This window comes from Nostoc sp. CmiVER01 (genome assembly GCF_034531135.2).
Classification (GTDB): domain Bacteria; phylum Cyanobacteriota; class Cyanobacteriia; order Cyanobacteriales; family Nostocaceae; genus Nostoc.
Window position 1 is genome coordinate 229,973 of the sequence record NZ_JAVRBU020000005.1, and the last position, 21,297, is coordinate 251,269.

General features: G+C 40.3%; 23 protein-coding genes. 7 read left to right on the forward strand and 16 right to left on the reverse strand.

Going from position 1 to position 21,297, the window contains the following annotated elements; genetic code table 11:
* The first annotated feature begins 1 nt into the window (after nt 1).
* The 5 genes from RMZ43_RS09900 (at nt 2) to RMZ43_RS09920 (ending at nt 5,076) form a co-directional block, all read left to right on the forward strand.
* A complete protein-coding gene (locus RMZ43_RS09900) occupies nt 2–1,111 on the forward strand; it encodes an LLM class flavin-dependent oxidoreductase (RefSeq protein WP_322653108.1) in 1,110 nt (369 codons plus the stop codon).
* 29 nt (nt 1,112–1,140) lie between these two features.
* Nucleotides 1,141–1,902, forward strand: a complete 762-nt coding sequence (locus RMZ43_RS09905) for a class II aldolase/adducin family protein (protein WP_322653109.1) — start codon at nt 1,141–1,143, stop codon at nt 1,900–1,902.
* A 46-nt stretch (nt 1,903–1,948) separates the two neighbouring features.
* Nucleotides 1,949–2,980, forward strand: a complete 1,032-nt coding sequence (locus RMZ43_RS09910; protein ID WP_322653110.1) for an ABC transporter substrate-binding protein — start codon at nt 1,949–1,951, stop codon at nt 2,978–2,980.
* A gap of 61 nt (nt 2,981–3,041) precedes the next feature.
* Nucleotides 3,042–3,281: a hypothetical protein gene (locus tag RMZ43_RS09915; RefSeq protein ID WP_322653111.1), complete on the forward strand. Its 240-nt coding sequence runs from the start codon at nt 3,042–3,044 to the stop codon at nt 3,279–3,281.
* Nucleotides 3,282–3,633: 352 nt separating this feature from the next.
* The gene (locus RMZ43_RS09920; RefSeq protein ID WP_322653112.1) at nt 3,634–5,076 is read left to right on the forward strand and encodes an FAD-dependent oxidoreductase; all 1,443 of its coding nucleotides are present in this window, start codon (nt 3,634–3,636) and stop codon (nt 5,074–5,076) included.
* Between the two features lie 76 nt (nt 5,077–5,152).
* Here the strand turns inward: RMZ43_RS09920 and RMZ43_RS09925 are convergent, their stop codons facing one another.
* The 6 genes from RMZ43_RS09925 to RMZ43_RS09950 all read right to left on the reverse strand — a co-directional run bounded on the left by RMZ43_RS09925 (nt 5,153) and on the right by RMZ43_RS09950 (nt 10,391).
* Entirely contained in the window at nt 5,153–5,845 is a 693-nt protein-coding gene (locus RMZ43_RS09925) for a class I SAM-dependent methyltransferase (RefSeq protein WP_322653113.1), read from the reverse strand.
* A gap of 227 nt (nt 5,846–6,072) precedes the next feature.
* Nucleotides 6,073–6,765, reverse strand: coding sequence for an HAD family hydrolase (locus RMZ43_RS09930; RefSeq protein ID WP_322653114.1), 693 nt, complete (start codon nt 6,763–6,765; stop codon nt 6,073–6,075).
* Nucleotides 6,766–6,942: 177 nt separating this feature from the next.
* Nucleotides 6,943–8,346, reverse strand: coding sequence for an amidase (locus RMZ43_RS09935; RefSeq protein ID WP_322653115.1), 1,404 nt, complete (start codon nt 8,344–8,346; stop codon nt 6,943–6,945).
* A gap of 125 nt (nt 8,347–8,471) precedes the next feature.
* On the reverse strand, nt 8,472–9,023 hold the full coding sequence (gene pyrE / locus RMZ43_RS09940; protein ID WP_322651425.1) for an orotate phosphoribosyltransferase: 552 nt from the start codon (nt 9,021–9,023) through the stop codon (nt 8,472–8,474).
* Between the two features lie 4 nt (nt 9,024–9,027).
* Complete coding sequence (locus tag RMZ43_RS09945) at nt 9,028–9,177, reverse strand: hypothetical protein (RefSeq protein ID WP_322651424.1); 150 nt, start codon at nt 9,175–9,177, stop codon at nt 9,028–9,030.
* A 179-nt stretch (nt 9,178–9,356) separates the two neighbouring features.
* Nucleotides 9,357–10,391: an Mrp/NBP35 family ATP-binding protein gene (locus RMZ43_RS09950; protein WP_322653116.1), complete on the reverse strand. Its 1,035-nt coding sequence runs from the start codon at nt 10,389–10,391 to the stop codon at nt 9,357–9,359.
* Between the two features lie 118 nt (nt 10,392–10,509).
* On the opposite strand from RMZ43_RS09950, the gene RMZ43_RS09955 reads away from it, so the two are divergent.
* Nucleotides 10,510–11,022, forward strand: a complete 513-nt coding sequence (locus RMZ43_RS09955; RefSeq protein ID WP_322653117.1) for a 2'-5' RNA ligase family protein — start codon at nt 10,510–10,512, stop codon at nt 11,020–11,022.
* A gap of 53 nt (nt 11,023–11,075) precedes the next feature.
* On the opposite strand, the gene RMZ43_RS09960 is transcribed toward RMZ43_RS09955, so the two are convergent.
* From RMZ43_RS09960 to RMZ43_RS10005, 10 genes are all read right to left on the reverse strand, one after another.
* On the reverse strand, nt 11,076–11,843 hold the full coding sequence (locus RMZ43_RS09960; protein ID WP_322653118.1) for a DUF4058 family protein: 768 nt from the start codon (nt 11,841–11,843) through the stop codon (nt 11,076–11,078).
* Nucleotides 11,844–11,862: 19 nt separating this feature from the next.
* On the reverse strand, nt 11,863–12,825 hold the full coding sequence (locus tag RMZ43_RS09965) for a HEAT repeat domain-containing protein (protein ID WP_322653159.1): 963 nt from the start codon (nt 12,823–12,825) through the stop codon (nt 11,863–11,865).
* A gap of 35 nt (nt 12,826–12,860) precedes the next feature.
* Nucleotides 12,861–13,088, reverse strand: a complete 228-nt coding sequence (locus RMZ43_RS09970) for a 4Fe-4S dicluster domain-containing protein (protein WP_069068766.1) — start codon at nt 13,086–13,088, stop codon at nt 12,861–12,863.
* 33 nt (nt 13,089–13,121) lie between these two features.
* Nucleotides 13,122–13,532: a VOC family protein gene (locus RMZ43_RS09975; protein WP_322651421.1), complete on the reverse strand. Its 411-nt coding sequence runs from the start codon at nt 13,530–13,532 to the stop codon at nt 13,122–13,124.
* 12 nt (nt 13,533–13,544) lie between these two features.
* A complete protein-coding gene (locus RMZ43_RS09980; protein ID WP_322651420.1) occupies nt 13,545–14,015 on the reverse strand; it encodes a GNAT family N-acetyltransferase in 471 nt (156 codons plus the stop codon).
* 24 nt (nt 14,016–14,039) lie between these two features.
* The gene (locus RMZ43_RS09985; RefSeq protein ID WP_322653119.1) at nt 14,040–14,822 is read right to left on the reverse strand and encodes a class I SAM-dependent methyltransferase; all 783 of its coding nucleotides are present in this window, start codon (nt 14,820–14,822) and stop codon (nt 14,040–14,042) included.
* A 58-nt stretch (nt 14,823–14,880) separates the two neighbouring features.
* A complete protein-coding gene (locus RMZ43_RS09990) occupies nt 14,881–15,576 on the reverse strand; it encodes an HAD family hydrolase (RefSeq protein WP_322653120.1) in 696 nt (231 codons plus the stop codon).
* A gap of 26 nt (nt 15,577–15,602) precedes the next feature.
* The gene (locus RMZ43_RS09995; protein WP_322653121.1) at nt 15,603–16,307 is read right to left on the reverse strand and encodes an HAD family hydrolase; all 705 of its coding nucleotides are present in this window, start codon (nt 16,305–16,307) and stop codon (nt 15,603–15,605) included.
* A gap of 2 nt (nt 16,308–16,309) precedes the next feature.
* Entirely contained in the window at nt 16,310–18,019 is a 1,710-nt protein-coding gene (locus RMZ43_RS10000; RefSeq protein WP_322653122.1) for a fumarate reductase/succinate dehydrogenase flavoprotein subunit, read from the reverse strand.
* A 149-nt stretch (nt 18,020–18,168) separates the two neighbouring features.
* A complete protein-coding gene (locus RMZ43_RS10005; RefSeq protein ID WP_322653123.1) occupies nt 18,169–18,432 on the reverse strand; it encodes a hypothetical protein in 264 nt (87 codons plus the stop codon).
* A 521-nt stretch (nt 18,433–18,953) separates the two neighbouring features.
* Between RMZ43_RS10005 and RMZ43_RS10010 the strand changes: the two genes are divergently transcribed.
* Entirely contained in the window at nt 18,954–21,263 is a 2,310-nt protein-coding gene (locus tag RMZ43_RS10010; protein WP_322653124.1) for an FAD/NAD(P)-binding protein, read from the forward strand.
* Nucleotides 21,264–21,297 lie beyond the last annotated feature (34 nt).

The window sequence follows — 21,297 nt, forward strand, 5'->3', positions numbered from 1 at the left end:
TATGTCTGTGGAATTTATTGGCATGATTGGTACGCGAGAAGCGTCTGAATTACATAGTCCTACCGTATCTATTACCGGGGGAAGTATAGACTTAGCTTATGTCCGCAAATTTGCAAAAGTCCATGAAGATGGTGGCTTTGATCGAGTGCTAGTTGGTTATAGTTCTACAGGGCCAGATGGCTTTAATGTAGTCAGTTATGTGGCTGCTGCAACCGAACGACTCAAATTTTTACTTGCACATAGACCAGGTTTTGTGGCTCCCACTTTAGCCGCCCGTAAATTAGCAACATTAGATCACTTTTCTAATGGTCGCGTTGCAGTACATATTATTACTGGTGGGAGCGATGCCGAACAACAGCGCGATGGTGATTGGCTCGATCATGATACTCGCTATCGCCGTACTGATGAATATCTCGATATTGTGCGGCGAGTTTGGACGAGTGAAAAACCCTTCGATTATCATGGGGAGTTTTACCAACTCAAACAAGCATTTTCGGAAGTTAAACCTTTACAGCAACCGCATATACCAATATATTTCGGTGGTGCTTCTGGTGCTGCTGTGGATGTAGGTGCAAAGCACAGTAATGTATATGCGTTTTGGGGAGAACCCATAGCTGCTATTAAACAACGGATCGCAGAGGTGAAAGCCGCAGCACCGCCTGGAAAAGATTTACGATTTAGTGTTTCCTTACGTCCGATTTTGGGCGAAACAGAAGCAAAAGCGTGGGAAAAAGCACATTATATTCTCTCACGGATCAATGAAACCCGGGCTAAGGCTGGGATTCAATTATCTCCGGGGGCTTCTTTCCGACCTGAAGCTGTTGGTTCATTGCGGTTGTTGGATTTTGCTAAGGAAAGCGAAATTCATGATAAGCGTTTATGGACACCGATCGCAGCTGCTACTGGCGCTCGTGGTAATACTACTGCTTTGGTGGGGACTCCAGAACAAGTTGCAGAGTCATTATTTGATTACTACAAAGCTGGAGTGACAACACTATTGATTCGCGGTTTTGACCCTGTGGAAGATGCGATCGCCTACGGTCGAGATGTGATTCCTTTGGTACGTCAACAAGTGCAACGACAAGAAAGACAAACAGCAACCGTAGCTTAATCTCCCTGTGAAACAAGAAAGAGAAAATCATGCCAAATTTCACTAGACCACAACCGCCAGTCTTTGAACGAGTTGAAGAAGAACGACTCTACCGCAAACAACGCCTTGCGGCTGCATTTCGGCTGTTTGCTCGTTTTGGCTTTAGTGAGGGAACAGCAGGCCACATCACCGCCAGAGATCCTGAGTTTACTGACCATTTTTGGGTAAATCCCCTTGGCAAATACTTTGGCCACATCCGGGTTTCTGACTTGATTTTGGTCGATAGAGAAGGCGAAGTTGTCAAAGGTAATGCTCCCGTCAATCGCGCCGCTTTTGCCATTCATTCACAGGTTCATGAGGCGCGACCTGATATAGTTGCAGCGGCTCATGCTCATTCTCTGCATGGTAAATCTTGGTCAAGTCTTGGTCGCCTCCTTGATCCCCTAACTCAAGATGCTTGTGCTTTCTATCAAGACCACGCTCTATTTGATGACTATAAAGGAGTAGTTTTAGATACTTCAGAGGGTAAAAGAATTGCTGAATCTTTAGGAGACAAAAAAGCTGTCATCCTACGGAATCATGGCTTTTTGACAGTGGGACAGACAGTAGACGAAGCTGCTTTTTGGTACATTTCTTTTGAGCGATCGGCTCAAGCCCAACTACTTGCAGAAGCAGCTGGCAAACCACTTCCCATTGACCACGAAACAGCAACTTTTACTCATAACCAAATAGGAACCCATTCTGGCGGTTGGTTTAGCTTTCAGCCACTCTACGACCGAATTGTGGGCGAAGAACCAAGCTTACTAGAGTAGTTGGTGGTTATTTTTCTTCCTTGTCTTTTTATACCTAAAAATTAACGTGTCTACCAATTGGCTGCGGCAAAATTTTTTCTTCTCTCTGGGTTGCTTGTTAGTAGCAACAACAGCTTGCTCAGAGGTTAAGTCTACCAGTCCGACAACGATCACTGCTAATCCTAGTCCATCTAAAATTGCAGTGTCGAATACAACTCAATTGCGTGTTGCTAAGTATAAAGGTGGCTGGGACCTAAATTTAAAGTTAGCTGGACTAGATAATTTCCCTTACACAACTCAATTTACTGAGTTTACCGGGGGTAACTTGATGGTACAGTCAATCAATGCTGGTGCAATTGACTTAGCCTCTTCTAGTGAAATTCCACCGATTTTTGCGATTGAATCGAAAGCATCTGTAAAAATTATTGCCACTCTCAAAGGGCCTACGGTTAGTCAAGTTGTACTTGTACCCAAGGACTCTACTGCCAAAACGATCGCTGATCTTAAAGGTAAGAAAGTGGGTTATGTTAAAGCCACGACTGCCCACTACTTCCTGATTAAAATGTTGGAAAAAGTCGGGCTGACGATGAAGGATATCAATGCAATTCCTTTATCAATACCCGATGGGCTTTCGGCTTTTCGTAAAGGACAGCTTGATGCTTGGGCTACCTACGGTTACTCCATCCCCCAAGCCAAAAAAGAAGGGGCGCGAGTGCTGGAATCTGCAAAAGATATTTTGAGCGGTAACTTTGTGATTATTGCTTCACCCAATGCGATCGCTGATCCCCAAAAGAAAGTTGTAATTGCTGATTTTCTCTGTCGTTTGCAGAAATCCCAAACTTGGCGAGAATCTAATCTCAAGCAATGGTCGAAGAATTATGCAACTACCATAGACGTTGATGAAGGCATCGTTTATCAAGATGCCAAGCAAGGGCAACAACAGCGTCGTCAAGAATTACTTCCTATTTCTGACGCAGCTATTGCTTCTGAGCAAAAGGTTGCTGATACCTTTTTTCAAGCGGGTGTAATTTCCACAAAAGTTGATGTAAAACAACTTTGGGACAGCAGTTTTAACAAAGATATCGCCAAATGCCAATAATTGCAGCAAGAAGTAAAAAGCCAAATGTCAAAATCACCTTATTTTTCATAAGGGTAAAAATATGTTTGATGGAATAGAAAGAGAATTATTAAATGGAGTACCTTGGTTATTTGGGCAACAATCTCAATTACCTCATCATCTCCAATTAACAGATCAGCAAGAACATGAAATCCGTGATATTTGGGAACTACCACCACAAGAATCTGCTGATCGTGAGCGTGTTCTTAAGCAGGAGATAAAATGGTTTGGGATTTTCAGCAAACTAAAAAGTTTTTATTTATTGGCGAGTGTGAATAAATAAAGATAAGCATTATCAGCTACTCAAACTAATAGAAAATTTCAACTAATTTGCAATGTGCAGTAACCTTTACCGTGGTGCTTCTTTGTAAGAATTCAGAATAGTTAAAGAATCAGGAGAACATTTGATGACTAAATATACCAATCATTCTAGATTCCTGATAAATTCTGGCTCCTGACTCCTGGGTGCTGAATCCTTACTATTTGGGTGACATCAGCACCGCTTCGCTAACAGTCAGTAATTATCTTATTCGTAAAGCTTAATATTAGGTAAGCTAATTATTAGCTCCTCGTGATATTATGCTTTTCAGTATCACTAATCTCGATAAAATCTTATTTCATCCTTAAATACCGACATGACAACAACGACTGACCTCGATTTTGCCGCTCGTGAGGCGTTGCGCCTACTCGGCCCAGATCCCGAAAACTGGGTAAGCGATCGCCCAGGCATTGACCACAATGTGACAATAGTAGGCGGTAGTGGCAGTGGCAGCACCTTCGCATTTGCCCTGCGGCGTGCCGGCATTGGCCGTGTGACAGTCATCGATGAGGCTCTTGACGAAGTTCATGCTGGCGTGTGGCTGACGCGGGCGCGGATGAAAAAGTTACGCACACCGAAAAATCTGCCAGGGCCAGAACTGGGCATTTCGGCGCTATCATTTCAAGCATGGTACGAGGCGCGGCACGGTGTTGAGGCATACGCAGCGCTTGACCGCATTCCACGAGTGGCGTGGGCTGAGTACCTCAGTTGGTATCGGCATTTCCTGGGCATTCCAGTTCGGTATCAGACAAAGTTGGTGCGGATTGAGCCAGAGGCAGATTTCTTTCGTCTACACTTAGAAGTGAACGGTGTCGCCCAGGTGGAAACCACACGTAAAATTATTTTCGCCAATGGTGTAGCTGGCACTGGTGGCCCAAATATACCGCCTATATTGGCATCTCTGCCACGTACCTTATATGCACATACCGCCGATGAAATCGACTTCAACAATCTACGTGGCAAAACAGTAGCAGTGCTGGGTGCTGCGGCCTCGGCCTTCGATGCGGCAGGAGTAGCATTGGAATCAGGCGCTAAGGCAGTACACCTGTTCGCACGACGGCCAGCGATCGCATCTCTGCCAGTGAATCGCCTGCGAGGTTATCCTGGCGCTTACTACAACTATCCGCAACTACCTGATGCAGCTCGCTGGTTCCAAGCTTGGCGGTTTAATCAGGTTGGCTCTACACCACCACCAGACGCAATCGAGCGGGTAATAGCTTTCTCTAACTTCTACCTGCACTTATCTGCACCTTGGAAATCTGCTCACAATCAAGGCGATCGCATCGTTGCTCAAGTAAATGATGATGTTTTCGAGTTCGATTTTGCGATCGCTGGTACTGGCTATTTTGTTGACCCGACAAAGCGGCCGGAACTTGCCGAATTTGCACATCACATCGCCCTCTGGCGCGATCGCTATGAAGCCCCAACCGACCAGCGTGACGATCAACTCAGCACCCACCCTTACCTTGGTAGCGCCCATGAATACCAAGAGAAAGTACTTGGCAACGCCCCTTACCTGAAGGACATCCATGTGTTCAATCCTGCTGGCTTCGTAAGCTTCGGTCTGCCTATCGGTGACGTACCCAGCATCCGCCGCGATGTGCCAGCAGTAGTGGCACGCATCAGCCACGACTTATTCTTTGCTGACTGGTCATTACACGAAGCCCGGATCACTAACGGCAATATTTCGCCGGACTTCGACACATCATTGTATGCAGATGCGGTATGGAAACAGCAAACCAAGGTGGCAGTTAGCTAAATCTGTGTAGTGTTTATAATTCACGCCTAATGTGAATTAAAATGTCTGCACTCAGATGCGATCGCTATTTATCACTCTAAACCAAGGTAATGTCTTGCACCTGCCACAATCCCAAGCTCTTATCTTTATATAAGCCACCTCCCTCAGTACATTGTTCATTTATCAGTAGTAGAGGTGTAGGAAAATTAAAAGGTTGTTTCTCCAAATTTAATAAACGCCAGTCACCTGTCGTGATATCCTCGTTGTCTTCACAATTGAGGAAAGTAGTTGTTAGTAGATAATCAATATGGCTACTTTTAATATTATCGAGAGCTAAGAAAATGTCTGCTATTGAAAGATGCACAAAGCAATCTCGGCATAGCAATATGTTTGCTCTTGGTAGAGGGTCGCTTGTTAAATTCAATGTCAGAAACTGACACTTTTTACTTCCGTAACGCTTCTGGTTTTCAGTAATCAGTTCAGGTACGATATCTGCGCCGATGTAACTTGAAATAGGTAAATCTATAAACTGCATCCAACTGAAGTCTCCGCAGGGGAGATCGAGAAGTATCTCCACTTGTAATGTTTTAAGTAATGCTGGAAGTTGAGCTTCAATCTGTTGTGTTTGTCTTCTACTAGCACCCTCCCCTGAAATTGAATTAGATCCACGCCAATGATTCGTTTGGAAGATGTGCCGGAAGGTATCGCTGGGCAGTAAGTTCACACCTAGATATGTGAGCTTCTCAAAGTAGTAAGGATCAAAAGGAACATTGTCTCGCCGTTTGTTCATGATCTGATAAACTTTAGTCCTTGATGCAAGACTTCATGAAGGACTTTCTTGCTGAAGGAAGAAAGTATTACATTATCTCCAAGCAATGTATCGGCTAAATCACAAACATATACAGTGGTCATAAATTAATTGGGGTGCTGATTGAAAAGAGAATTATACCTCAATCTACGGTAAATTTTTATAGTTACTGTAATATGCAATAATTAGTTTGAGCTTGATGCCAGCTTTTATAATATTAACTCTGATAGTTCAGTCAGCCGATTAATTCGTTTTATAATCCGAGGAGATGGCTGCAAATCCCCGTGAAGACGGTTAAGCCAAACTCCTGTTAATCCAGCATCTCTGGCCGCTAACGCGTCTAGTTCAAAGTTATCTCCAATATAGACGCTCTGTGTTTGTTGTACTCGCAATTTGGCACAAGCATACTGGAAAATCTGGGGCGCAGGCTTGGCAAATCCCGCCACTTCTGAAGTAACAACGACATCCATAACTGGCAGAATACCGCATCGTCTAAGTTTTTCAACCTGCTGCGCCTCCTGACCGTTTGTTACCACGCCGATCTTGCATTTCTGTAACTGTGCAAAACACTCATAGACATCATCGTATAACTGGCACATACTCACGTAATGTTCCCAGTACTCCGAGAGCAAGGTATCGGCATCTGTATCTGAAAATTGATATCCGTATTTCGAGAATGCTTCTCGCAGTTTTCCTCTGCTTGATTCCTGAAAAGTGACTTGTTTTGCAAAGAACTTCTTATACCACTTTCGGTTCAAGGATATCCATTGCTCTATGAACACCTTGAACTCATGTTTGCCATCGGGTATGACCTTATCAAACAATGCACCTGCGGCATCCCTAATTGCTGCATCGTGATCTATGAGCGTATCATCAAGGTCAAAAAGTACGGCTCTAATCATATATTTATTTAGCTATATGGAGCAGCTTAAGCATTTTGCAGAAGATTTAAAAATCAGAACGTTAACAATCATCCTTTCCTGCCGCAGCCCTAAAGAAGTGCGAACACTAAAGCCCTTGTTTAAACAAAGTAATTGCTTGTGAGAATATTTAAAGGCGAAAGAGAATTCCACTGATGTCTACAATTGACTTGCTCCTAACGGCATGATAAAAGGAAAAATACTTTCATAAGCTTTAGCTGCTTGCAATACCAGTAAATCTTTATATTTTGCGGCGACAATTTGTATCCCAACAGGCAAACCGTTTTTGGTGAAGCCACAAGGTAAAGATGCAGCAGGTTGTTGTGTAAGGTTGAAAGGATATGTAAAAGGTGTCCAATCTCGGTGCTGATGATCAATAGATGATTGAGGCCGATTTTGTCCAACAGGAAAAGCAACTATTGGTAAGGTGGGAGTAAGTAATAAGTCATAGTTTTGATGAAATATTTGCTTTTGACGTCCCAATGCTTCACGGGCATCTTGGGCGCTGAGATATTCTATTAAGGTGAGGCGATCGCCTTCTTTGGCTATAGCTTGCAAACCTTCTTCAATTAAAGCTTGTTGTTCTGGACTAAAGCCACGCAATAACTTAGCTGCACCAGCTTGCCAAAAGGTTTGAAAAATAGGGCGAGGATTTACAAAACCTGGATCGACTTCTTCGACAATCGCACCGAGTTTAGCAAAAACATCAACTGCGGCTTTAACTAAAGCAGCTACTTCTGCATCAACCTCAGCATAGCCAAAGTTGGGACTGTAAGCAATTCTCAATCCAGCTACACCCTTGTCTAACTCAGAAGTATAATCTTGTTTGTCATCTGGTAAAGCATACCAATCACGCACATCAGAATGGGCGATAACATTTAATGTGAGTGCGGCATCAGTGACGGTACGAACCAAAACGCCAATATGAAACAATGATCCAGTATGGGCTGATGGGTAGCCAGAAACACGTCCAAAAGTCGGTTTTAAACCAAACACACCTGTTAATGCCGCCGGTGTTCTTGACGATCCACCACCATCTGTAGCGAGATGCAGTGTTCCCATGCCCAATGCAGCAGCAACAGCAGCACCACCGCTACTTCCTCCGGGAGTCAAATCTGTATTCCAAGGATTGCGGGTGATACCAGTCAGTGGACTGTCGGTGACACCCTTCCAACCAAATTCAGAGGTTGTGGTTTTTCCTAATAAAACTGCTCCTTGTTCCCGCAGACGAGCCACCGCAGGTGCATTTTCTTCCCAAGGTTGATGGGAGATTATCGCTTTACTCCCTCGGCGCGTTGGTAAACCCTTGGTTAATAGTAAATCCTTGACGGTAAAAGGTATCCCATCCACTAAGCCACGAGGATTTCCATTTAGCCAACGCACTTCTGAGGCTTGGGCTTCAGCCAGAGCAGTGTTTTCATCTACGATCGCAAAGGCGTTAACTGAGTTATTGTAAGTATTGATCCGTTCTAGGGCAGCTTTGGTTGCTGCAACTGGTGATAACTGGCGATCGCGATATAGCGATAATAGTTGAGAAGCAGAAAAATCAGCAATGTCTGACATATTTCGGTTTGAATAGATTTATTGAAACTACGGCTTCGTTAAGGGGTTTAGAGAAGGTTGCTAATTGTCTGATGTCATAAGTGCGATCTGCGCTTCGCTATAGCAAAACCGTCATAGCCTTAATATTAATTAGGAAAATCACTCCGCTTTAGTAGAGAAAGCAGTGTAATACCTTCTGCTAAGAGTTTATCAATAGCACCTTCCTCGCGGTCGATAACGCAGAGTACGTAATCAATTTGAGCGCCAAGTTGACGCAGTTGATTGGCTGAGATAATGATTTGACCACCAGAAGTTACTACATCTTCTACAATCAGCACTTTCCGATTATTAATCTGTACACCTTCAGCTAATCGAGAAGTTCCATATTTTTTCGCTTCTTTTCTTACGAAAGCAGTAGGTAAACCAGAGTAGTGTGATAAGAGTGTCACTATCGAAATGCCACCAAGTTCGAGACCTGCAAGTACTTTGATATCACTTGGAATGAGAGTAAGCATCTGCTTAACAACAGCATTAAGTAAAATTGGATCTGCCTCGAACTGATATTTATCAAAATATTCGTTTGAGATTTTCCCAGAACGGAGTTTAAAAGACCCAGCTAGATGTGAAACTGTATAAATTTGCTTTGCTATTTCGCTTTTAACTATTTCGCCTTCAACTCCTTTTTGAAAAGCTTCCATGTATTCAACCTTCCTTTAGAGACTTTAATACATCCTTAAACTCCCCAGATAGCCCATGTACTCGACAAATCGTATCGCACCAAACGGCGTTGTTGCATACTACTCGTTTAATTCGCTCGTGGGCAAATTGAGATAATTCTGCTTTTTGAGTCATTAATTAAATAGCTTGCTTTTAGAGAATGATGTATGGTAGATTCCTACTTAGATTAACTACGGTAATTACATCAGCTTATCGTAGTTTGTCTCATAACTCAATCACCAAAATCAGGGAATTAATTAAGGGACTTCCAAATAAAAAAATACTCAAAAAACTAGCGAAAAACTCTCTCCTCCTTATTTCTCTGAGTCAAGCTGCGTAGACTCATCGTGTACCATAAAAGTACTATTTAATGAAATAGCTATTTGTGTAAAAACCTCCTTTACTGGTGAAGTGTATTCACTCATTGCGATCGGATTTCCAGTATCACTACCGCTACAAATGCGGGGATCAATAGGAATTTGTCCCAACAAAGGCGCAAGTAATTCTGCGGCCAGTTGTTCGCCGCCACCACTGCCAAAAATCGGTGTGCGTGAACCACAATCATCGCAAATTAAATAACTCATATTTTCAATGATGCCAAGGACAGGAACACCCACTTGGCGAAACATATATATATTACGTCGTACATCTGCAACAGCCACTTGTTGAGGAGTTGTCACTAAAATGACTCCACAAATTGGGCTTTCTTGGATAATTGTAATTTGAGCATCACCTGTACCTGGAGGTAAATCTATCAATAAATAATCTAATTCACCCCATTCCACATCTTGCAAAAATTGCATGATAATTTTATGCAATACAGGCCCACGCCATGCTAAAGGACGATTTGCTTCTGCAAGTAAACCCACTGACATCACTTTTATTCCCTGAACTTCTAAAGGTAAAAATTTATCACCTGTGGGAGTATTAATCACTTGAATATCAGCTTTTCCTAAACCCAACATCTGGGGAACATTAGGCCCATAGACATCAGCATCTAATAGTCCTACTTTTGCACCTTGTAATTTTAAAGCTGCGGCTATATTAACGGCTGTTGTAGATTTGCCCACACCGCCTTTACCACTAGAGATGCCTAGAGTTGTTTTAACACCTGGAATTGTACAAATTTGAATATAAGTTTTTTTACACCAAGATAAAGATGACAATTTAGATTGAATTTCTGCCTGTAGTTGGTGCTGATGAGAACCAATATATAAACGTAAGTAAATATAATCATCAACTATGCGTAAGTTTCGTACCATTCCCAAACTAACGATGTCATTATTTAAGTTAGGTTCGATAACCTGTTTGAGTAATTGGACGACTTCTTGCTGATGGGCTGTAGTCATATCTTTTGGATAAAAGGGTATTCCTGTACTTCACGTTAGCGTAGCCCCGTAAGCTGTGACACACTATGCAAAGTAGAGAAGTTTAAATTTGCTGTATAACTTTTAATAATTTATCAATATGTCTTACGCAATCGTACATTACCCCAATATTAGCACAGAGGATATCAATCAAATAAGGCAGAAATATGATCCACAAGTTTATTTAATAGAACCACATATTACACTTGTATCTCCCATAATCGAGTCTATTAATGAAAACAACCTTATTCTTCATATTGATAATATCTTGAGTAAATGGAAAACCTTTCCAATTTGTTTCAAAGGATTGCAAAAATCATGGGATGAATATCTGTTTTTAATGGTTGAAGAAGGAAAGGCAGATATGATAAAATTACACAATGAATTATATACAGGGATATTAGCTAAATATTGCAGAAATAATTTACTATTTATTCCACATTTAACTTTAGGAATATTTACAAACAATATAGATCAATTTTTGCAAGTTTTAGAAGAAGCACAGCAATTAAATTTAAATTATCATTGTTTTGTCGATAAAGTCCACCTAATAAATATTGCTGATGAGCAGAGATCAATAATTTGGAGTAAAGAATTTGTATTGCGAAATTAGCAAATATTTGATCGGGTTGGCATTCCTGAGTTATCAAGAATGATCGCTCTGATTTAGAACCTCTGCAAAACTTCTCTTACCCAAGCTTCTTCTTCGGGTGATTGCACTATCTTTAAAGGTTGTGAATAATCAATTGCCAAGTCAAATCTAGCACGTTCGTAAACTTCGTTTAATAACCTTTGCAATTCAACTATCGGTTCAGGTTCTCCCTCACGCAAAGGTATAGGAAAAACAGGAATTGGGTTTTTTAAATCGAAAGTATATAAATCTGCATCAGGCCTGTTGTAGCTGCGACTGACTAAGATACTATAACTATAATCTGTGGTTGATGCTCCGAAAATAGGCATTGGCTGCCCTTGTCTCAAGAGGTCAATTTCTACTAAGTTGGTTGCAGAAGCCAAAATTTTCTGTCGTTTGCTTTCGTAAGCGGCTCTACCTTCTTTGGAGCGTTTATTTTTAGGAGAAAGTATTTCAATCACAGCGACTACTTCTGTGGTTGGAGTTGCTCGCACCTCTAAAAATCGCTCAGTTATCTGTTCAGGTACAGGAACTTTCACTTTACTGGGTTCAGCAAGTTTTGCAGCAGTCAAAGTTGTACTGTTATCTGTAGTATTACGTTTGGCAACTGCTATATCAGCAATTCCTACGAGTAAGATATCATCTACACTAGTGTAAACTCGCTCTTCAATAGAAACTCGGTATTTAGGGGCGATTTGAGGAGTTAAGTGATCAGCGATCGCTACAATCAAACGATTGTGAACTTGATGCCAAAGTTCAGGCTGTTCCAAATACGGGTTCATTCCAGGAAATGGATTGTCCATTACGCTTTCCCTTAGTTATTTACTGCTCCCTTGAGACTATTCTATCTGTTTGAATCTTCTGAATTGCCCGTTGCGCTTGAATGGACACTTCTTTGTCAGGATCATCTAAGGCTTGTTGCAGGGGGTTAATAACATCAGGATGAGCTAAATTACCAAGTGCGATCGCAGCCTCTTTGCGGACATCTGCATATTCATCTGTTAATGCTTGAATTAATCTCGGCATAACTTGAATATCTGGGATTTTCTGCAAAGCTTGTGCTGCTGATTTGCGTACTTGCCAATGTTCATCATTTAAAGCTATTTCTAATGCTGAAGTTGCTTGCTGATTTTCATGAATAGCCAGGGATTTGGCTGCATTCCGGCGAACTTGCCAGTCGCTATCATTTGTAAGTACTTGAGCAAGTATTGTAATTACTTGTGTATCTTGTAAATGCCCTAAAGTTAAAGCAGTAGCACGACGGACTATTGGTTCTTGGTCAAAAATTAAATCCAAAGCTTGTGGACATTTTTTTAGTTGATTTATATATCGAAGTGTAGTAATTGCTGCTTCTCTTAACTCAGAATTTTTTGATTCTAAAAAGGGTAAAATATACGGTAGAGATTGAATATCATGAATTTTTCGCAACAGCACTAAAATATTTAGTTGTATATTAACATCATTAATTTGTAACTTATCTAATAAAAGTAACAACTCATCTGGTGTTACCAATTCATTTAATGCTGATGCAGCTTCAGCGCGAATATCTGAATCTGCTGAAGTTAAGCATTCAATTAAAGCAGGAATTGCTACAGGATCGGCAATTTCCCAAAGTGCAGATATGGCTATTTTTTGTACAGCGACATTTTCATCTTTCAAAGCAATAATTAAAGCATCTATTGTTTCTTCATCGCCTAGATGTTGTAAGCTTTTGACAGCTACTAAGCGGTCATTTACATCAGGCGATCGCAGCATTTCTAGCCAATTTTTGAGATCATCATTCATCATTTTACCACCAAGTCACAAAGGATAAGAGAAAACTATCGCAATAAAAAGGGAATTTGTACTGTAATTGCATTGGTGGGACATTCTTTTTCACAAGGGAGACAAAACCAGCACTCATCATATTTCATATATGCTTTCCCCGTTTCTGGATTTTTTGCTAATACATCGAGGGGACAAACTTCAATACAAGCTGTGCATTTTTCTAAACACTTTGATTCGTCAACGATGACAGGAACATCTATCCTTTGTGTAATTAAAGCCATACATTTATTACTCTCTAATTCAATTAATCAACTTTAAATGAAAAATTCTAACCCTTCCCACGGAGATGCTTTAGCAGTTTTTATTATAATGTTTAAATCAGAAGCATGAATTTCCAGTTTATGATCGTTTAAATCAAGGAAATATAAAGAAGCACCTTCGCTTTTATTTTCTTGCCAAATTTTTGCTCCTGATTGCTGAATGCGTTGGCTAAGAGTAGGAAAATCTTCAATAGAAACAGTCAGACCAATATGGGTATATTCAGGTATAGAATTTTCTCGAACTTTCTGGTCTAAAATTAATGCCAACCAAATATCACCAACCGAAAGATAAGCACCTTTCATCCATTTTGCTAGTAAGCGAAAATCTAGCACATTGGTATAAAAATTAATAGATTCCTCTAAATCTCTGACAGATAAAGTAATGTGGTTAATTCCAGTAATCATTTTTGAAATTATTTACTCTTGAGGTTGCAATTTTTTATAAAATGTCACTGACTGTTTGATATTCCTATAACCAATTTTTTCATAAAACGAGTGAGCCTCTCGACGTTTAACATTAGAACGTAACAGAATACCCTCACATCCAATTAGAAAAGCCCACTGTTCAATTTGCTGCATTAAAACACTTCCTATTCCATTGTGACGATAATCTTTATCTACAATTAATCCTAAAAGAATTGCTGGAGTCGGAATGACTATTGAATCACAAATATGAGCGTGCGCCCAACCAATTACATATTCATCTTCTAGAGTAGCAACATACACAATATAAGCATCGTCATTTGTAATTTTAGTAAGGCGCTCTTCTATTTGTTCATTTGTCACAGAATATTCAAGTTGTTGGCAAAGACTAGTAATTCTCTCTACATCTTTAATCTCAGCTTGTCTAATTTTAATTTTTTCACCTACAGTAACTTTATTTGTCATGATTTAATTTTAAATTACAATTATTTAGTTATCCAACGTTGCATGGATAAAACGATAGCCTAGATCAATCTCTGTCAAATTGTGAATATTGCCATATTTTTTCGTCCATTCCCCACTACTTAAATCTGCTGTAAGTAACTGTACTCCTTGCTCAATTAAATCTTGATTTGCTAATGCAAAAGATGATATTCCCGCACGTACTTCTTTTTGAAGATATAACTCTGGTCGCCTCCAGGCTGCTGCTGCAAATAAATCAGATAAATCGTATGGTAACAAAAGGGGTATGGCTTCAACACGCCTTTTAGTATTCCTCTGAATTAAGTTTATCTGTTCATTAAGTGGCAAAAATCGTAAGGCATCTTCCCACAAAAACGGAAAATAGTCATAAAGCCATATCTTTTGGGCTAATCTAATATCAAAACTTAGTAAAACTATTATGCCATCTCTAATAATTCGTTGCATTTCTTGAAACGCTTTTTCGAGATTAGTAAAGTGATGAATTGCTAGGATACTTACAACGCCATCAACAGACTTATCTGGCAAAGGTAAATTTTCTGCATAGCCAGTGAACCACTTAACTTGCGGATATTCTAATGCTTGTTTTTGCATTACCAAAGAAGGTTCAACAGCATTAACAATAAATCCTTGATTAGCTAGCGATAGACTGTAACCACCAGTACCAGCCCCAATATCAGCAATAATGCTATTTTTGGGTAGATTGAGTAAATCAATTAATTTATTGACAATGCGAATATCAGGAACGCGAGTTTTGGAATATTGTTGACCAATTGAATTATAAATAGACATATTTATGATAACATTTTTCAAAATAATTTAAACTTTAAATGAATAAATCAAAAGCTTGTTAGTTAACCAACTCCAGCAAGTTTAAAAGTTGGCTTATAATAAACTTTGGTTGCACTCCTTGTAGTAAACTTTGTTGTTTTCGGTTGTAATAGCAAAAATCAATATTAACTTGCATTGCTCCCGCATAATCATGAGTAAGAGAATCTCCTACATAAAGGACTTCTGCTGGTGTTAAATCTAATCTAGATAACGCATGATGAAATATTTCAGGAGATGGTTTAGCAAAACCAATTGCTTCAGAAACTACAACTTCTTCAAAAAAATGCTCAATTCCCACAGCTTGCATTCTCGGTAGTTGTGCTGATACAAAACCGTTAGTGATAACAGCCAAACGATAATTATGTGCGAGAACAGTTAATACTTCATTTACATCAGGTTCTATTACAGCAGAATGATTAAAAATATGCCAAAAACTTTGACTAAGATTGCTGATTTGATCTGTTTGTATATCTAAGTGAGCAAGTGTACTTCGATAAGACATCTCGATTAAATCATTAGGAGAAAAAATTTCTCGCTGTCTCCAATACTTGGAATTATAAGTTTCAAATACTTGAAGAAATATAGTCTCACTGACTCCATTTAAATCTAAAGATACTGCACAATCTTCCAACGCTCCCAGAATAGCTTGGCGTTCACATAGCTCAAAATTCAACAGTGTATTATCGAGATCGAAAATTATGGCTTTATAATTCATTCAATTCTTTAATTCACGGAAATGCTTTATTCTATAGTTGAAATTTTTCTGATCATTTTTAGTATTCCTCTGAAATCTTGACTATAAAGTTTATAATTTTTATCATTAGGCTTCCTAACTAAAATTGCTTGTATATCTGCCCGTAATGCTCCAGCAATATCAGCATTGTAGCTATCACCTATCATTACACATTCTGTTTTTTCAATCTTTAAATCATTGATGACATGAGTATAAAATTTGACACTGGGTTTTTCATATCCAATTTTCCCAGACGTATATATTTTTTCAAAGTATTTTGTAATATTTAATTGGTCTATGATTTCGTGTAAATCAGGTATATGATTTGAGAGAATTATATTTTTATAATTATTTTTAATTGCATCTTGCAAAGTAGGAATTGCATCATCATATAAATGCCATTTTTCAATATTTTTATATTCATTTTGGACTTGAAAAGCATATTTTATTGCCTGATTTCTATTTATTCCTACTCTCTGATATATTTGTGCAAAGTATTCATTCATGTATTCCCACCATGTTTTTTCATTAAACAATAAACTATGGGGAGTTTCAGGCGAGTGCCAAGGAAAGACATTCTTCAAAAATGGTCTAATATCTTCTAAATCTATATTGTAGATTCCATTCAATATTAAAATTGAATGTAATGTTTCACTCCACATTCCTTGACGATAACCTAATGTATTATCAAAATCCCAAAATAAATATTTCATGTTTATTTCACTGCTATATCATAAGTTTCATGATGTAAACTTACATCCACAATGTAAGGATCTACAGGACGTTTAAACAATACCATTTCGCCTAATTCATGTTTCTTTAAATTCACATGGCAAAACCATTCGTCATCATTCTTTTCTGGATAATCTAAGCGGTAATGATAAAGTCCCCAACGAGTTTCTTGACGATATAAGGATGCTCTAGCTGCCATTTCTGCACAGTCTCTAATAAAATGCACTTCCAAAGAACGCATTAATTCATGGGGATCACGAGCGCCCATTAAATCTAATGTTTCTTGATATTGCACAAAATGTTTTAAACCAATCTCGATTTTATTACCGGATTTTGGTGGTTGCAGATAATCATTAACTAAGCGTCTTAATTTATATTCTACCTGGGTGTGAGGTACACCATTCGGACGAGTTAAAGGTGCATATATTCTAGCTTTTTCAGCTTCTAAAAAATCTGTGTCTGCTTCAATAAAATCTAAATCTTGAATATATTCAATGGCATGAGTTCCGGCTATGCGACCGAAAACAAATGCTCCAATCATGTAATTATGGGGAACGCTAGCCATATCTCCGGCTGCATATAAACCTGGGACGGTTGTTTCGGCGTTTTCATTCACCCACACACCAGAGGCACTATGACCGCTACATAAGCCTATTTCTGAGATGTGCATCTCTACGCCGTGAGTGCGGTAATCTTCATTTCTACCTTGATGAAAGCGTTCTCTACTTGGTCGTTCATTTGCCCAAAGTATGGATTCAATTTCTGCAATTGTATCTTCATCCAAATGGGTCATTTTCAATTGGACTGGCCCTTTCCCAGAATTTAATTCTTTCCAGATTTCCAACATCATTTGACCACTCCAATAGTCACAGCTAATGAAGCGATTCCCTTCGGCGTTGGCTGTATGTGCGCCAAAAGGCCCAGCAACATAAGCACAGGCGGGGCCGTTGTAATCTTTAATTAAAGGATTAACTTGAAAGCATTCAATATTGCTGAGTTCTGCACCTGCATGATAAGCCATTGAATAGCCATCTCCGGCATTGGTAGGATTTTCATAAGTGCCATAGAGATAGCCAGAAGCGGGTAATCCTAATCTGCCACAGGCACCTGTACATAGGATGACTGCTTTAGCTTGAATAACAATATAATCTCCGTTTCTGACATCAAATCCTACTGCACCAATAGCACGTCCTGCTTTGACTAAGACACGGGTTGCCATGACACGATTTGTCACTTTGACTTTGTGGCGTTTGACTTGGCGGGTAAGAATAGTTTTGAGGTCTTTACCTTCTGGCATGGGTAAGACATATTTACCCACACGATGCACTTGTTTTAAGTCATAGTTGCCTTGGGCATCTTTTTGAAATTTCACACCCCAGGTTTCTAATTCTTGGATAACTTCATAACCTAATTTGCCTGTTTGATATACGGCTTTTTGGTTGAGAATACCATCATTGGCTAGGGTGATTTCGCGGACGTATTGTTCTGGGGTGGAATGTCCGGGAATAACTGCGGTATTCACGCCATCCATACCCATTGCGATCGCACCACTCCGTCGGATGTTAGCTTTTTCTAAAATCAGCACCTCTGCATCAGGATTGGCTTGTTTGGCTTTGATTCCAGCCATTGTCCCGGCTGTACCGCCACCAATGACAAGTACATCAGTTTTTATTCGTTGGGTGTTGATGTCCATAAGCTTTTGGGAGTGTTGAGGATACGTAGAACATTTAAGCTATAACCAATATAAATACTACGGTAAAGCAAGCAAATTACCGTATTTTATTGATAGAATATTCACATGGATAAGCCGCAAATGCAAGATCCGAAAATTGCGATCGCTGCTTAATCTGGAACTACAATATTTTCTAAACCCTTTTCTGCTGGTGGAAATTGTGGGTTCATTGCCTCTAAAGTGTCTGCGATCGTTCGAGCTACTACTAAGTTACGATACCACTTATTGTTTGCAGGTACGACATACCAGGGGGCATGAGCAGTCGAGCAATTGTTAATCATGTCTTCAAATGCCGCTTGGTAGTCATCCCACAGTACCCGCTCCTTTAAGATGAACTCTATAGCGAGGATAGTCTGGTTTAGGCGGTGGCTCATTTACAACGATTTTTTCAGGTGCCATTTACTCCGCATACCCAGTTGTAATTTTTGCTGCCGCTTGTTTTTTCTTACGAGATTCTGCTGAGGTTTTGTTATTAGTGACAGTTGAATTATTTGCTGAACTCTTTGACTAGCTCATAGGTTCTTTTAAGTTGCGTTGTATGTTAAGTACAAGACTTACGCAAAATAATGAAAAAACGAACCGCATTATACTCCTTTGGGGATATTGCTACGCGCAGCGTCTAGTCAGAGAAGGACACAAAGGAATGAGAGTTTCAGAGAGTTATTGCGTAAGTCATAGATATGAATATCTTGAGAACTTTCTAAGATGATAATTGTACAGATTCTGTCAATAAGCCACAAACTACTGTTAATTTATCAATTAAATGTATTTAATGCTTGAGATCAAGGTATTATAAGAATTTATAATAAATCAAGTCTGATTTTTTAGCTGGGTTGGAAAAGCATTTAGTTCCAGTAAAGAGACAGCATAACTATTGATTCTAGCTAAGACCGCCATGAACCCTAGCTTTTTAACTGCCCATACTCCAACCACGATCGCTATTGTTGGCGGAGGTTTTAGTGGTTCTCTAGTCGCTACCCACTTATTAAAAACTGCCAGCCAACCCCTCACAATTAAGCTGATTGAGCGTAGCGATCAAATTGGCAAGGGAATCGCCTACAGCACCGATACCAACTGTCATTTGCTGAATGTATCGGCAGGCAACATGAGCGCATTTGCTCATGATCCAGGGCATTTGTTACGTTGGCTTCAGCACAACCGCGATGAGTTAACAGCATTTTTTTCAGAAGAAGTCAATGCCAGTACTTTCATACCTCGTAAAGTTTATGGTTTATACATTCAATCGGTTTTAGCAGAAGCAGAAGCCACAGCGCCCAGTGATGTGCGACTAGAACGCTTCACCGATGAAGCGGTAGGGGTACAGCCTGAAGAAAAAGGCGCAATGATTTCTCTACGTAGTGGTCGCTGTTTTGCCGCAGACAGAGTTGTGTTGGCATTGGGGAACTCACCTTCTGCACCCCCCGCTATTCAAAACCCAAACAGTAATGATGATTATCTGCGGAATGCTTGGTCAGCCGATGCTCTAGCAGACCTTGATGCTGATGCGCCTGTGTTGCTAATTGGTACGGGATTGACGATGGTGGACATGGTTCTATCTCTGAGCGATCGCCAACATCGCGGCAAAATTTATGCTGTGTCCCGACGAGGCTTATTTCCCCTAAAACATCAGGCGGCTCAACCTTATGCCTGCTTCTTGACGCCAGAAAATTCACCAAAAAGTGTACGCAACTGGTTACGTCGGCTACGTACCGAAGTGGAAATTGCGGCTACCCAAGGCTACGACTGGCGGGCAGTAATTGATTCTCTGCGTCCCATGATTCAGAAAATCTGGCAAAAACTACCGACTGAAGAACAGCAACGTTTTTTGCGTCATCTGACACCCTATTGGGATGTGCATCGTCACCGCATTGCCCCAGAAGTAGCAAATGTTGTCACCCAAATGCTGGATTCTGGCCAACTCACCATCTCTGCTGGGCGGATTCGGGAATATCAAGCTTTGCCGGACGGTGTAGCTGTTACTGTGTGCTGGCGCAAAACCCAAACTAATCATATCTTGCAAGTTCGGCGGGTGGTGAATTGTACAGGGGTAGCAGCAGATTATCGCCGATCACCTCATCCTCTGATTACTGATTTGCGATCGCAGAAATTAATTCGACCCAATGCCATCGGTTTAGGATTAGATACAGATAGCCACGGTGCTTTATATGCAGCAGACGGTAACGTTTCGACGCTGTTTTATACCTTGGGAACTCCCCGCAAGGGCGACTTGTGGGAAACTATTGCTGTGCCAGAATTACGGGGACAGGCGCAAGAATTATCTAAGGCGTTGTTGCAATCGCTACCAGTGCGTGTACGCCCTATTCCGACGATGCCTTTGTTAAGCGATGGCAGTGCAGAGATACCGCAATCAACTTTCCTATTTCGGCAATTTTTTGACCCTGCAACTAGTAGTTATACTTACTTAATTGGTGATCGGCAGACAGGAGATGCTGTTCTAGTCGATCCTGTATTAGAGCAAGTTGACCGCGATTTGGAATCTTTAGATGAACTGGGATTAAAGCTACGCTACTGTCTAGAAACTCACCTCCATGCCGATCATATTACAGGGGCAGGCAAACTCAGGCAAAAAACAGGCTGTGAGGTGATTGTTCCCCAGAATACTGCTGTGACAAAAGCCGATCGCTCCCTTGTCGGTGGCGAAATTCTAGAGGTAGGATCGGTAATCATCGAAACAATTTTGACACCAGGACACAGCGCCAGTCACATAACATATTTAGTGAACAAAACCCATCTGTTAACTGGTGATGCCTTATTTATTCGTGGTTGTGGACGCACAGATTTTCAGGGAGGTGATCCTGGAACTTTATATGATGTGGTGACACAACGCTTATTCACCTTGCCAGATGATACCTTGGTATATCCTGCCCATGACTATAAAGGACGCACAGTTTCCACTATTGGCGAAGAAAAGCGTCTTAATCCCAGATTTAGCGTTCGCGGAGCGACTCGGAACGAGTATCGCAGCCGTAGTCAATTCATTACTATCATGAATAATCTCAAATTGAGTTATCCCCAGAAGATGAATGCAACAGTACCGGCGAATGAATACTGTGGTGATTTTATTCCTCAAGAAAGCTTAGATTCAGCTACGACTTCGGCAACAGATGAAGAACAAAAACAAATAGAACTCACAGTTATGACTAATACAGAAATCTACAATGATTACTTTGCTATGTATATTTAAGATGAATTCTAGTAATAAATTTACCTGAGTTGTT